Source organism: Methylosinus trichosporium OB3b, from assembly GCF_002752655.1.
Lineage (GTDB): Bacteria > Pseudomonadota > Alphaproteobacteria > Rhizobiales > Beijerinckiaceae > Methylosinus > Methylosinus trichosporium.
Map to the genome: position 1 here is coordinate 748,147 of NZ_CP023737.1, position 13,500 is coordinate 761,646.

Below are 13,500 nucleotides of genomic sequence, written 5' to 3' on the forward strand. Positions count from 1 at the left end.
CAGCCGTAAGGGGCGGATGCTGGCACAGGGCTTGCGGCCATTTAAAAAAAAGACCGGAGGAAACAATGCCGTCGCCCCTGCTGCGCGCCTTGCGCGACAAGCATGGCGTCGCCGAGGTGGACGAGGCGTCGATCGACGCCTTTCTCGCTGACGCGCCGCATGCGCTGCTGTTCTTCGCCGGCGATCCGGCGCAGCGCAGCGAGACCCATGATGTCGCGGTGATCCTGCCGCAGCTGATCGCCGCCTTCACCGGTCGGCTCGCGCCCGCCATAGTGGCCCCGGCGGCGGAGACCGCCCTCGCCCGCCGCTTTCTCGTCGGCGTCTATCCGAGCCTCGTCGTGACGCGCGGAGCCGACCCCGTGGGCGTGCTGCCGAAGGTCTGGGATTGGGCCGATTATTGCGCGCGCATAAACGGCTGGCTGCGGCCCGACGCCCCGGTGCTCGAACGTCCGACAGGACCGCGAGTCAGCATCACATTTTCCGGCGAGGAGACGACAGCATGAAGGCGGGCTTCTGGATCGCGCCGGAGGGATCCGACGACACGATGACCATGCTGCCGCTCGCCGAGGCCGGCGAGGGCGTTGTACGCGGCAAGGATGTCGTGGCCTTTCTCGCCACCGCTTCGGCCGAGGAATCGATCGCGCGCTGTCCACGCACCGCGGAGCTGCTGCCGCGGCTCGCGCAGGCGCTGGACGCGCAGCGCGCCGATGCGGCGGGCCAGCTTTTCGACATCACCGATTACGAGGCGCATGAGCGCGAGCTCATCGGCCAGGTGCTCGGCGAAGGCGAGGTGAGCGGCCTCGCGGCTCTGCCGGACGGCGGCGTCGCCCAGCTCACAGAGGCGGCGATGGCGGGCCTGTGGCGCGTGCGCTTCACCGACGCCGCGGGACGGCTCGTCGCCGATTATCTCGAGATCGCCTCGATCCCTCATGTCGTCGAGCGCGCCTCCGCCTTCACGGCGGAGCGGCTGAGCCTCGGCGAAGCGCCGGAGGGCGCGATGAATGTGATGCCGATCCTCGCCGAGATCGACGGCCGCATGCGCGCGCATCGACCGGGCGGCCCCTCGCACACGATCAATTTCTCGCTGCTGCCGGTCAATGAGATCGACATGGACTTCCTTCAACGCACGCTCGGCGAGGGCCCGGTGCAGCTGGTCTCGCGCGGCTATGGCCATTGCAAGGTGACGGCGACCGGCGCCCGCAATGTATGGTCGGTGCAATTCTTCAACGCGATGAGCACGATCATTCTCGACACTCTGGAGATCGGCGACACGCCCGAGGCGGCGCGCGCCGCCGACGAGGATTTTCGCGATTCCGCCGAGCGCCTGCGCGAGATCCACGAGGCCTATTTCGCATGAGCGACAATGATGTCACCGACGCGGCGACGCGCATGGAATGCGGCGTATGCTGGCATGTCTATGATCCGGCGGAGGGCGATCCGGTGTGGCAGATTCCTCCGGGCGTCGCATTCGCCGATCTGCCGGAGGACTGGCGCTGCCCCGAATGCGACGCGGCGCGCGAGAAATTCCTGAGGCTGAGCGAATGAACGCCGGCGCGATCGCCGAGCGGCTCGCCGCCATCTATCGCGAGATTTATCGCCGGGCCATGCGCGACGCGCCGATCTGCAATGACGCGCTCGCGGTCGAGGCGGTCGGCTTCCGCGACTTCGGCGATCTCGCGCTCGGCGTCATGGTGACGCCCTGGTTCGCCAATCTCATCGCCGCGCCGCTCGACGACGCACAATCCTTCGACGCCGCGACCTTGCGTCTGCGCTTTCCCGCCGGAGACGCCGAGTTCAATGTGAGCGAGCTCGACGGCTTCGGACGCATCGCCACCTGCTCGCTGTTCTCGCCTATGGACGCTTTCGCGGATCAAGACGCGGCCCGCGCCACGGCGCAAGCGGCGCTCGACGCGCTGTTCGATGCGCATCTGCACGATCCCCCGCGAGCGGAGCGCGCCGCCGCCACGCTCGACCGCCGCGCCGTCTTCTTCGGCCGGCGCCGACGCGCCGAAGAAGACGGCGCGGCGCCATGAGCAGCGACGGGGCCTTCGCCGCGGGCGCCATCTCCATCGCCGTGGAGACGGCGGACGGCCGCATCTGCTCGGTGCGTCTGCGCTCGAGCCGCCCCGTTGGACTCGCCCGTCTGTTCCGCGGCCGTCCCGCCGAGGAGGCGCCGCTGCTCGCCGAGCGCCTGCACGCTCTGTGCGGCGTCGCGCATGGTCATGCCGCCGCCTCGGCCATCGCCGCTGCGCGCGGAGAGCGGCCGACCCCGTCGCGCGCGACGACGACCCGGCTTTTGAGCGAGCGCGTCGCCGAGACGCTGCGCTCGAGCGCCGCAATGGCGGGCGCGCCTCCGCCTGCGCCGCTACGCGAGCTGCTGACGCTGACGCGCGCCATCGCGCTCGATCCGAAACGCGCCGACGCCGGGGAGCTCGAGCCGCTCGCGCGCGCGCTCGGCCTCGAGCGCCATCCATGCGCGAACACTTTTTTCGGCTCATTATGGCGCGCTTGCGCGGAGGATGCGGCGCTCGCCGCGCAAGCGCCCGACGCGCTCTGCGCGATGGACGACGACGCCGTGCTCGCGGGCCTGCGGCGAGACGGCGATGGCTTCTCGCGCGAGCCGCAAATCACTGGGCGCGCGCCGGAGACCGGCGCCTTCGCGCGTCATTGGCGAGAGGTGGATTTCGGCCATGGCGCGGCGCTGGCGCGGCTGCAGGCGCGCATGATCGATCTCGCCGACACGCTCGCCCGCTTGGCGGAGGGCGGCGCGCCGGAGCCTGCGCGCCTCTCCTCGCCGGTCCGGCGAGAAGGTCTCGCGGCTGTCGAGACGGCGCGCGGCGCATTATATCACTGGGCGCGGCTCGGCGACGACGATAAGATCGCCGATTATGCGATCCTCGCTCCGACCGAATGGAACTTCCACCCGGCCGGGCCCTTCGTCGCCTCTCTGCTCGGCGCGCGCATATCGAGCAGCAGTGCAGCGGACACGATCACGCGGCTCGCCGCTCTGTTCGATCCTTGCGTCGCCTTTCACGTCACGCTCGAGGAGGCCGTCCATGCATGAGCTGGCGCTGACCGAAAGCATCGTCGAGATGATCGAGGAAGAGAGCCGCAAGCAGGGATTCACGCAGGTGCGCGTGGTGCGGCTGGAGATCGGCGCTTTGAGCCATGTCGAGCCCGAGGCGATCCGCTTCTGCTTCGAGGCCGTGGCGCGCGGCGGCGTCACCGAGGGCGCGCGGCTCGAGATCATCGCCACGCCCGGCGAAGGCTGGTGCCTCGACTGCGGGAAGATCGTCGCGGTGAGCGAACGTTTCGGCCCTTGTCCCGACTGCGGCGGCTATCATGTGCAGGTGACAGGCGGCGAGGATATGCGGGTCAAGGAACTGGAGGTCGACTGATGTGCACGGTCTGCGGCTGCGGAACCTCGAGCGTCGAGGGCAAGGACGCCCATTCTCACGAGCACGGCCACTCGCACGAGCACGGCCACGATCATGACCATGCTCATGCGCATGGCGAGCACGGCCATCACCATCATGGCCATGATCACCCTCACGCGCATCACGACCACGATCATGCGCACGATCATGATCACGACCACGCGCATGACGAGCCCAAAGGCGCGGTAATCGATTTCGGCGCGGGGCCGGCCGGCGTCCATATCGCCGGGCTCACTCAGGATCGCATCGTCCGCATCGAACGCGACATTCTCGGCAAGAACAATGAGAACGCCCGCGACAATCGCGCGCGCCTCGCGCACAATGGAACATTCGCGCTCAATTTTGTCTCGAGCCCCGGCTCCGGCAAGACCGAGCTGCTCGTGCGCACGATCCGCGACATGAAGGATCGCTTCCCCATCGCCGTGATCGAGGGCGATCAGCAGACCTCCAACGACGCCGAGCGCATTCGCGCGACAGGCGCGCCGGCGATCCAGCTCAACACCGGCAAGGGCTGCCATCTCGACGCCCATATGGTCGGACATGCGCTCGACGATCTGCCGCTCGCGCCGAATGGGCTCTTGTTCATCGAGAATGTCGGCAATCTCGTCTGCCCGGCCGCTTTCGATCTCGGCGAGGCGCACAAGGTCGTCGTGCTCTCGGTCACCGAGGGCGAGGACAAGCCGCTCAAATATCCGGAGATGTTCGCGGTGTCCGATCTGATGCTGCTGAACAAGTCGGACCTGCTGCCGCATGTGGAGTTCGACGTCGGCCGCTGCCTCGCCAATGCGCTGAAGGTCAATCCCGATCTGCAGATCCTGGTCGTCTCGGCGCGCAGCGGCGACGGCATGCCCGCCTTCTACGCCTGGATCGAGGCGCGGGCCGCGCGTCTCGCGCAAAGGCGCGGCGAAGCGGCGACGGCGGTACGATAAGAGCGAGCTGGTCATGGCCTCTTGCGAGCCGGCGACGATATCGAGACTGCGCCTTCGCGTGACGGGGGCCGTGCAGGGCGTCGGCTTTCGTCCCTTCGTGCATGGGCTCGCCCATCGCTACGCGCTCGGCGGCTTCGTGCGCAATGACGCGCGCGGCGTGCTGATGGAGATCGAGGGCGAAGCGGTCGAGGATTTCGTCGCCGCGCTCGGCCGCGAGCCGCCGCCGCTCGCGCGCATCGACAGCCTCACTTGCGAGACGATCGCGCCAATCAGCGAAGCGGAATTTCGCATCGAGGAGAGTAGAGACGGACGCACGCAGACGCGCATCACGCCGGACGCCGCCGTCTGCGAGGACTGCCTCGACGACCTCTTCGATCCGTCGAGCCGCTTCTACCTCTATCCTTTCGTCAATTGCACCCATTGCGGGCCGCGCTACACGCTGACGAAACACCTGCCCTATGACCGCGCGCAAACCTCGATGGCGCGCTTTCCCATGTGCGGCGCCTGCGCGCGCGATTATGCCGATCTCGCCGATCGGCGCTTTCATGCGCAGCCGATCGCCTGCCCCGACTGCGGGCCGCGCCTCAAGCGTCTTTCTGCGAGCCTGAAGGCTCGCGGTCCAAGCCCCGGTCTGGACCGCGAGCCTTCAGCCTCGCTCATCGCCGACATCGTCGCGACGATCCGCGACGGCGGCATTGTCGCGCTGAAAGGCGTCGGCGGCTACCATCTTCTCTGTGACGCGCGCAATGAATCCACGGTCGCCGAGCTGCGCCGGCGCAAGCAGCGCGACGCCAAGCCTTTCGCGGTGATGGTCGCCAACGAAGCCTCCGCCCGATGTATCGGAGATTTCGACGCGGAGTCGCTGCGCCTGCTGCGCTCGACCGCGCGGCCGATCACCGTCGTCGAATGCCGCGAGCCGCTCGCGCCCTCCGTCGCGCCGCGCCTGTCGCGCATCGGCGTGATGCTTCCCTATGCGCCGCTGCATCATCTCTTGTTCCACGCCGCCGCGGGCGCGCCCGCCGGCCGCGAGTGGCGCGAGGCGCCGCAGGATTTCATCATTGTCGCGACCAGCGCCAATGTGAGCGGCGAGCCATTGATCATCGATGACGAGGAAGCCCGCGAGAAGCTCGCGCCAATTGCCGATCTCGTCATCGGTCATGACCGCGCCATCGTCGCGCGCGCCGACGACAGCGTCGCGACCGTCATCGCCGGCGCGCCGGCGTTGCTGCGTCGCGCCCGCGGCTTCATTCCCGAGCCGATCGCGCTCAAAGGCGACGGCCCGGACGTGCTCGCTCTCAGTGCGCATCTGAAGACCACCATCACCGTCACGCGCGGCCGCGAAGCCTTCGTCTCCACCCATATCGGCGCGCTCGACAATCGCGCCACCCTCGATTTCCATCGCGAGACGATCGCACGCATGCTCGATATTCTCGACGTCCGTCCCGAACTCATCGCCTGCGATCTCCACCCCGATCTCGCTTCGACGCGTTTTGCTGAAGAGTGGGGCCTCCCTCTTCTGCGCGTGCAGCATCACGCCGCCCATGTCGCGGCGATCGCCGCCGAGCATGGGGTCGAGGGCGCGATCCTCGGCGCCGCGCTCGACGGCTATGGCTATGGCGACGACGGCGGCGCCTGGGGCGGCGAGCTGATGCTGGTCGAACATGGCGAGTGGCGCCGTCTCGGCCATCTCACGCCGCTGCCGCTGCCCGGTGGCGACCGCGCCGCGCGCGAGCCCTGGCGCATGGGCGTCGCCGTCCTCGCCCAACTGGATCGCTGCGGCGAAGCCTTCGATCGCTTCCCGCAATTTGCGCTCGCGGGACAGGTCGCCATGCTCGCCTCCTCGCCGCTCGTCGCGCACACGACGAGCCTCGGCCGCATTTTCGACGCCGCCGCCGCTCTGCTCGGCCTGCGCCATGTTCAGGAATACGAGGGGCAGGCGGCGATGGAGCTGGAGGGGCTGTGCCGCACGCCGAGCGCCCTACCCGACGGCTTCCGCATCAAGGACGAAGCGCTCGATCTCGCGCCGCTGTTCGCGGCTTTGCTCGAGCCAGGACTCGACGCGACGCGCGGCTCCGAGCTGTTTCACGGAACGCTGATCGAGGCCCTCGCAATATGGCTCGGCGACGCCGCGCTCGCTCGCGGCCATGAGCGCGTCGCGCTCGGTGGCGGCTGTCTCATGAACAAGTTTCTCGCCGAAGGACTGGAGCAGCGTCTTCGCGCGCGCGGCCTCACGCCCCTGCTCGCGCGAAAAATTCCCGCCAATGACGGCGGCCTGTCGCTCGGACAGGCCTTCGTCGCCCGAGAGAGAAAGGCTTAACGCCATGTGTCTCGCCATACCAGCGCGCGTCGTCGAGCTGCTTCCGGACGAAATGGCGCGCGTCAGTCTCGACGGCGTCAGCAAGATCATTTCCACCGCGCTCGTCGACGATCTAGCGATCGGCGATTACGTCGTGCTTCATGTCGGCTATGCGCTCACCAAGATCGACGAGGTCGAAGCGCTCGCCACATTGGAGCTGCTGCGCGAAGCCGCCGCGCTCGGAGCTGCGTCATGAAGCACGTCGACGAATATCGCGACGGCGAGCTCGCGCGCGGCATTGCGCGCCGCATCACTGCAGAGGCGCAGCCGGAGCGCGACTATCGCTTCATGGAGTTCTGCGGCGGCCATACACACGCGATCTCGCGCTATGGCGTCGAAGATCTGCTTCCCGAAAACATCCGCATGATCCACGGGCCGGGCTGCCCGGTCTGCGTGCTGCCGATGGGCCGCATCGACGACGCCATTAAACTCGCCGCGCGCCCCGAGGTGACGCTCTGCACCTATGCCGATCTGATGCGCGTGCCGGCCTCGGGCGGAACAAGCCTGATGAAGGCGAAGGCCGACGGCGCCGATATCCGCATGGTCTATTCGACGCTCGACGCCATCGCCATCGCCGAGAAGGAGCCGGATCGCGAGGTCGTTTTCTTCGCCATCGGCTTCGAGACCACGACGCCGCCGACCGCGCTCGCCATTCGCCTCGCGCAGAAGAAGAGGCTGCGCAATTTCTCGATCTTCTGCAACCATGTCATCACGCCGGCGGCGATGCAGGCGATTCTCGAAACCAACGAAGGCGTCGCGATCGAGGGCTTCGTCGGCCCGGCCCATGTCTCCACAGTGATCGGCATGTCGCCCTATCGCCGCTTCGCCACCGATTATCACAAGCCCGTCGTCATCGCCGGCTTCGAGCCGCTCGACGTCATTCAGGCGGTGCTGATGCTGGTGCGGCAGATCAACGAGGGCCGCAGCGACATCGAGAACCAATATCGCCGCGCCGTCACCGAGACCGGCAATGGCAGAGCGATCGATGAGATGGCGGAGATTTTCGAGCTGCGCGAGAGCTTCGAATGGCGCGGCCTCGGCGAGATTCCGCGCAGCGCGCTGCGCCTGCGCGAAAAATACGCGCAATTCGACGCCGAGCAGCGCTTCGGCGTCGTCACCTCGCCCGCGCGCGACAATCCGGCCTGCGAATGCGGCGCGATCCTGCGCGGGGCCAAGCGTCCACAGGATTGCAAGCTGTTCGGAACCGCCTGCACGCCGGAGACCCCCATGGGCTCCTGCATGGTGTCGTCGGAAGGCTCTTGCGCGGCCCACTGGGCTTATGGAAGATTCCGCCAGCTCGAACGGCGGAAGGCGTCATGAACAAGCACGAGCCGATGGGAAGAAAGCTCGATCTGCGCAATGGCCGCGTCGACCTGTCGCACGGCTCCGGCGGCCGCGCGATGGCGCGGCTCATCGCCGATGTGTTCCATGCCGCTTTCGACAATGACTGGTTGCGCGCCGGCAATGATCAAGCCGCCTTCGACATCGCCGCCGGCCGCATGGTCATGACCACGGACGGCTATGTCGTTTCACCTCTGTTCTTTCCGGGCGGCGATATCGGCAAGCTCTCCGTGCATGGCACGATTAACGACATCGCCATGGCCGGCGCGAGGCCGCTGCATATGTCGGCGAGCTTCATCATAGAGGAAGGCTTTCCGCTCGCCGATCTTTGCCGCATCGCCCAGAGCATGGGCGAGGCGTCGCGCGCCGCGGGCGTCCCCATCATCACCGGAGACACGAAGGTCGTCGAGCGCGGCAAGGCCGATGGCGTGTTCGTCTCGACCGCCTGCGTCGGAGTCGCGCCGGCAGGGCTCGAGCTCTCGGGCGACAAAGCGCGCCCGGGCGATACGATCCTTCTCTCGGGCTCGATCGGCGACCATGGCGTCGCCGTGATGTCGAAGCGCGAGAATCTTTCTTTCGAAACCGAGGTCCTCTCCGACACCGCCGCGCTGCACGAATTGGTGGCGGTCATGGTCGAGGCCGCCGGGCCCGCGATTCGCCTGATGCGCGATCCGACGCGCGGCGGCCTCGCCGCGACTTTGAATGAAATCGCCCATCAATCCAAGGTCGGCGCGCATGTCGAGGAGTCCGCCATTCCCGTCGCGCCGCAAGTCGCGGCGGCCTGCGAGCTGCTCGGCCTCGATCCGTTGTTCGTCGCCAATGAAGGCAAGCTCGTCGCCGTCGTCGCGGCGGAGGCGGCCGACTCCCTCCTCGCCGTGATGCGAGCGCATCCGCTCGGCCGAGGCTCCGCCCGCATCGGTGAGATCGTCGCCGATGAGCATGGCTTCGTGCAAATGACGACCCGTTTCGGCGGCGGCCGCATCGTCGACTGGCTGTCCGGCGAGCAATTGCCGCGCATCTGCTGAGCGTCAACCATGAACGAGCGCGAAGACCCCGCGAAACTCGACTGCGACAAGCGCAGAAGCGCGACCGGAGCCACAGTGCTCATCGTCGACGACGAGCGGCGCTCGCTGGAATCGCTGAAGCGCGTGCTCGGCGTCGAGTTCCAGATTCTGTGCGCGCAAAACGCCGCCGAGGCGGAGGCGATTCTCGACGGCGATCTGGTGCAAGTGGTGCTGTGCGACCAGCGCATGCCCGGCGAGACCGGCGTGGAATTCCTGACGCGCGTGCGCGAGCGCTGGCCGGAGCCGGTCCGCATGATCATCTCCGGCTATAGCGACGCCGAGGATATCATCGCCGGCGTCAATGAGGCCGGCGTCTATCGCTATGTGACCAAGCCCTGGGACCCCGACCGCCTGCTGGAGACCGTGCGCGAGGCGGCGCGGCTCTATGCGGCGCAGAAGGAGGGCGGCGCGGCGCCGCCGCTCGACGCCAAGCCCTCCAATGAAAGACTGCGGCGCATCGTCCAGGACAAGCGACGCGCCGAGCGTCGCATGTTCGAGTTCTCGCGCATCGCCCACGCCCCCGACAGCCCGATGCGGCAAACGATCGCTCTGGCGCGGCGCGCCGCCGAATATGATATTTCCGTGCTGATCACCGGCGCCTCGGGCACGGGCAAAGAGCTGCTCGCTCGCGCCATTCATCATGGCTCGGCGCGCGGCGAGAAATCCTTCGTCCTCGAAAATTGCGGCGCGCTGCCGGACGAGCTGCTGGAGAGCGAGCTGTTCGGCTGCAAGAAGGGCGCGTTCACCGGCGCCTATCAGGATCGCGTCGGCCTGTTCGAGGTCGCGGACGGCGGCTCGATCTTTCTCGACGAGATCGGCGAGACCTCGCCCTCGTTTCAGGTGAAGCTGTTGCGCGTGCTGCAGGAGGGCGAAATCCGCCCGCTCGGCGCCCAGCGCCCGCGCCGCGTCGACGTGCGCGTCATCGCCGCCACCAATCGCGACATCAAGGCGGAGGTCGAGGCCGGCCGCTTTCGCCGCGATCTCTATTACCGCCTCGCCGCCTTCCCCATTCATCTCTCCGCCCTCAACGAGCGCAGAGGCGACATAGCGATCATCGCCGCGCGCATTCTGCTCGCGGTCAATCAGCAATTCAACCGCCGCATTCCCGGCTTCGAGCCGGAGACGCTGCGCTTGATGGAGCGCTATTCGTGGCCGGGAAACGTGCGCGAGATGCACAATGAAATCCAGCGCATGGTCGTGCTGAGCGACGGCGAGGCCAATCTCTCGCCGGAGCTGCTGTCTCCGGCAATTCTCGACCATGGACGCCCGGCGGCGCAGCAGGAGGGGCAGACGCGCTTTACGCTGAAGGAGCGGGTCGAAATGCTCGAATGCGCGCTCATCAAGGAATCGCTCGAGCGCAACGGGCGCAACATCAGCCATGTCGCCGACGAGCTGGGCCTGTCGCGCGTGGGCCTGCGCAGCAAGATCGCGCGCTACGATATTTCTCGCGTCGTCGATGACGAAGCCTGAGACGACGCGCGACGGCGCGCGCGGCGATCTCATCGCCCGCGTCGCTGGGGCCGACATCGCGCTCTCGGAGGGGAGCGAGCAAGTCTGGCTAGAAGTCATTCGCAAGATGGACGAGGTCTATGCCGATCTCATCGTCTATGAGTCGGACCTCGAGAAGAAGAACGGCGAGCTCGAGGAAGCGCAGACCTTCATCCAGAGCGTCATCGCCTCCGTCTCCGACGTTCTCGTCGTCTGCGACGAGAGCGGCGCGATTCTGCAGATCAATCCAGCCTTTCGCGAGCTGATGGGACACGACGAGCAGGAACTCGTCGGCTCATCCCTCATCGACCTGTTCGTCGCCGAGGATCGCGCCGAGGCCAAGACGCTCTGCGCCGCAGCGACACGAGAGACCACCAGCGGCGAGCTGCGCTTTCGCACCAGCGACGGGCCGTCCGATCTGATGGCGATCAATCGCTCGCCGCTGTTCGACGCCGCCGGCAGGCGCGCCGGCGCCGTCTTCACCGGCCGGCCGATCGGCGAGCTCAGGCGCGCCTATGAGGCTCTGCATCTCGCCCATGTCGAGCTCAAGCAGGCGCAGTCGCGGCTCATCGAGCAGGAGAAGATGGCGAGCCTCGGCCGCCTGGTCGCCGGCGTCGCGCATGAGCTCAACAATCCGATCAGCTTCGTCTACGGCAATATTCATACGCTCGATCGCTATCGCAAGGCGCTCGCCCGCTATCTCGCAGCCATTCATTCCGGCGTCGCCGTCAAGGAACGCGAAAAGCTTCGGCGCGCCGAAGACATAGACGCGGTCATCGCCGATCTCGAGCCCTTGATCGAAGGCACGCTCGAAGGCGCAGTGCGCATCAGCGACATCGTGAAGAATTTGCGCCGGCTCTCCTTCGGCGCCAAGACGCCGCGCGAGCCGGTCGCGCTCGCGAAGGTGGTCGAGACCGCGACGCAATGGGCTGCGCGCAGCAAAAAGGCCAAGGCGCGCATCGTCACGCGGCTCGAGCCCGATCTTCTCGCCTGCGGCCACAGCGGCCAGATTCACTCGGTGCTGGTCAATCTGATCGACAATGCGCTCGACGCCGTGCGCGACGCTCCCGCGCCGCTCGTCGAGATCGTCACACATGCGGAAGGTTCGTCGGCCGTCGTCGAAGTGATCGACAATGGCAAGGGCGTGCCGGATGCGCTGCGCAGCCGTGTCTTCGAGCCCTTCTTCACGACAAAGACCGTCGGAGAAGGAACCGGATTGGGACTATGGATCAGCTATTCGATCGTGCATGAACATGGCGGCTCGATCGAGATCGACGCGCCGCCATCGGGCGGCGCTCGCTTCACGCTGCGTCTGCCCCGCGCAACAGACTGAAAGCAGCGCCCATCAGCTCGCCTTGCGCAACGCCGCCTTGAACAGAACCTTGCCGGCGAGCATTCTCGACAATTGCAGCTCATTGGGCTCGAGCACATTGAGCATGAGGATCAGCGAGCCATAGACCACGGCGCCGGAGCCGATCGCCAGCGCCAGAGCGGCTGGAGCCTGCCACTCCAAGACGATCACTCGCGCGAAGACGGCGCAGCCGATCGCCGCGACCACGATCCGCGCGAACTTCGACAAGGGGAATGGCAGATTGAGAGCCTTCGCCACATAGATAAAGCTTGCGAGAGTGAGAAAGCTCTGCACCGCCGAGCGCGTCGCGACCGCGCCCATAACGCCGAAGGCAGGGATCGCCGTAACCCCGGCGAGCAGAGATACGACGACGCCGATCAACCCCGTGCGCACGAGAAAGGAGCTCTTCTCGCAGGCGAGCAGGAGGGTGGAGCTTACGGTCGAAATCGAGCCGAAGGCTTGCATCGCGATCAGCACTGTCGCCGATGCGCTCGCTTCGGCGAATTCTGCCCCGAACAGCACCGGCAAGAACAAAGGTGCGATCGCAGCCATTCCGAAACAGGCCGGAAACAGCAACAGCGCGACGAACCGAATTGCCGAGGCGTAGGCGTCGCACAACCCCCTTCGATCTCGCAGCGCATGACGCTCGGCGAACAGCGGCAGCAGCCCTCCGGTCATCAGCAACGGCGCCTGAGCGGCAAGATTGCAAAGCGTGTACGAGACCGCGAACAATCCGGCCTCCTTGGCTCCTCGCCAATAATCGAGAAAGCCGATTTCGAGGCGCGACCAAACGATCACGGAAATGAGGCCGACGCCCCAATTATTGACGGCGAAGCGCCAGGCGCGCTGACGGAGATTCTCCGGAAGCCCGGTCGTGCGACGCGCATATTGCAACGCCAGTCCAGCGCAGGCGATACTTCCCATCGCATAGCCGACGAGCGCCCCCTCGGCGCCGGCATAAAAACATCCGGCGCCGGTGGCGACGAGCTGCAGAGGCAGACTGATCGCCGTCAGCTTCGCTGCGACGTCGAAGCTCTGCCGACCACGAAGCACCGACAGGCCGAAATTATTCAATGCCTGCACAGCAAAAATGAATGCGATCACCAACCAGATCGAGTCGGGCGATTCGCTCAACACGTTCAATCGCAGATTTTCACGAAACCATTGCGCACCGCCGAGCGCCAATTCGCCGAACAATCCGACGACAATCGTCGTCGAGAACAAAATCGGCCGAAAGAAATACGGACCGATTTCTTCGGCATAGGCCATCTCGCCTTGCGCCATCAGCTCCGGCGTGAACCGTGCGATCGTGAGCGGCAATCCGAGATCGGCGAATGTGACCGCCATCCCGGTGAGCCAGATGCCGATCGCCACGGTTCCAGCGCCGGTGGGACCGAGCATGCGCCCCACGATGACGAGCCCCAGAAAGCTCCCGAGCGACGAGTTCAGACTGGCGACGAGCCCGAAAATCGTGTTGCGTGTGAATTTATCGAGCGACATTTCTAACCTGCCGGCGCGTGTGCGACTCATCTCA

14 protein-coding genes are annotated in these 13,500 nt (G+C 66.5%); 13 read left to right on the plus strand and 1 reads right to left on the minus strand.

Features of this window, described 5'->3' with window-relative positions; genetic code table 11:
- Positions 1-65 precede the first annotated feature (65 nt).
- The 13 genes from CQW49_RS03545 to CQW49_RS03605 are packed head-to-tail and all read left to right on the plus strand — an operon-like array spanning position 66 to position 11,948.
- Entirely contained in the window at positions 66-503 is a 438-nt protein-coding gene (locus CQW49_RS03545; RefSeq protein ID WP_003612190.1) for a thioredoxin domain-containing protein, read from the plus strand.
- Positions 500-1,357, plus strand: a complete 858-nt coding sequence (locus tag CQW49_RS03550) for a hydrogenase expression/formation protein (RefSeq protein WP_003612188.1) — start codon at positions 500-502, stop codon at positions 1,355-1,357. Before CQW49_RS03545 ends, CQW49_RS03550 begins: the two co-directional genes overlap by 4 nt.
- On the plus strand, positions 1,354-1,545 hold the full coding sequence (locus tag CQW49_RS03555) for a rubredoxin (protein ID WP_003612187.1): 192 nt from the start codon (positions 1,354-1,356) through the stop codon (positions 1,543-1,545). Before CQW49_RS03550 ends, CQW49_RS03555 begins: the two co-directional genes overlap by 4 nt.
- Positions 1,542-2,033 carry a [NiFe]-hydrogenase assembly chaperone HybE gene (hybE, locus tag CQW49_RS03560; RefSeq protein WP_003612185.1) on the plus strand — a complete coding sequence of 164 codons (492 nt, stop codon included), beginning with the start codon at positions 1,542-1,544 and terminating at the stop codon, positions 2,031-2,033. Before CQW49_RS03555 ends, hybE begins: the two co-directional genes overlap by 4 nt.
- Positions 2,030-3,064, plus strand: coding sequence for a nickel-dependent hydrogenase large subunit (locus CQW49_RS03565; RefSeq protein WP_003612183.1), 1,035 nt, complete (start codon positions 2,030-2,032; stop codon positions 3,062-3,064). Before hybE ends, CQW49_RS03565 begins: the two co-directional genes overlap by 4 nt.
- Positions 3,057-3,398 (plus strand): hydrogenase maturation nickel metallochaperone HypA, encoded by a 342-nt coding sequence (gene hypA, locus CQW49_RS03570; protein WP_003612181.1) that lies wholly within the window; start codon positions 3,057-3,059, stop codon positions 3,396-3,398. Before CQW49_RS03565 ends, hypA begins: the two co-directional genes overlap by 8 nt.
- Positions 3,398-4,366, plus strand: a complete 969-nt coding sequence (gene hypB, locus CQW49_RS03575; RefSeq protein WP_003612179.1) for a hydrogenase nickel incorporation protein HypB — start codon at positions 3,398-3,400, stop codon at positions 4,364-4,366. Before hypA ends, hypB begins: the two co-directional genes overlap by 1 nt.
- A 13-nt stretch (positions 4,367-4,379) precedes the next feature.
- Positions 4,380-6,683: a carbamoyltransferase HypF gene (gene hypF / locus CQW49_RS03580; protein WP_003612177.1), complete on the plus strand. Its 2,304-nt coding sequence runs from the start codon at positions 4,380-4,382 to the stop codon at positions 6,681-6,683.
- Positions 6,684-6,687: 4 nt separating this feature from the next.
- Positions 6,688-6,918 (plus strand): HypC/HybG/HupF family hydrogenase formation chaperone, encoded by a 231-nt coding sequence (locus tag CQW49_RS03585; RefSeq protein WP_003612175.1) that lies wholly within the window; start codon positions 6,688-6,690, stop codon positions 6,916-6,918.
- Positions 6,915-8,042, plus strand: coding sequence for a hydrogenase formation protein HypD (gene hypD / locus CQW49_RS03590; RefSeq protein ID WP_003612173.1), 1,128 nt, complete (start codon positions 6,915-6,917; stop codon positions 8,040-8,042). Before CQW49_RS03585 ends, hypD begins: the two co-directional genes overlap by 4 nt.
- Positions 8,039-9,088: a hydrogenase expression/formation protein HypE gene (gene hypE, locus CQW49_RS03595; protein ID WP_003612171.1), complete on the plus strand. Its 1,050-nt coding sequence runs from the start codon at positions 8,039-8,041 to the stop codon at positions 9,086-9,088. The genes hypD and hypE overlap by 4 nt, the downstream gene beginning before the upstream one ends.
- A 9-nt stretch (positions 9,089-9,097) precedes the next feature.
- Positions 9,098-10,597: a sigma-54-dependent transcriptional regulator gene (locus CQW49_RS03600; RefSeq protein WP_003612170.1), complete on the plus strand. Its 1,500-nt coding sequence runs from the start codon at positions 9,098-9,100 to the stop codon at positions 10,595-10,597.
- On the plus strand, positions 10,584-11,948 hold the full coding sequence (locus CQW49_RS03605; RefSeq protein WP_003612169.1) for a sensor histidine kinase: 1,365 nt from the start codon (positions 10,584-10,586) through the stop codon (positions 11,946-11,948). The genes CQW49_RS03600 and CQW49_RS03605 overlap by 14 nt, the downstream gene beginning before the upstream one ends.
- A 12-nt stretch (positions 11,949-11,960) precedes the next feature.
- On the opposite strand, the gene CQW49_RS03610 is transcribed toward CQW49_RS03605, so the two are convergent.
- Positions 11,961-13,496, minus strand: a complete 1,536-nt coding sequence (locus tag CQW49_RS03610) for a lipopolysaccharide biosynthesis protein (protein WP_162150820.1) — start codon at positions 13,494-13,496, stop codon at positions 11,961-11,963.
- Positions 13,497-13,500: the final 4 nt, after the last annotated feature.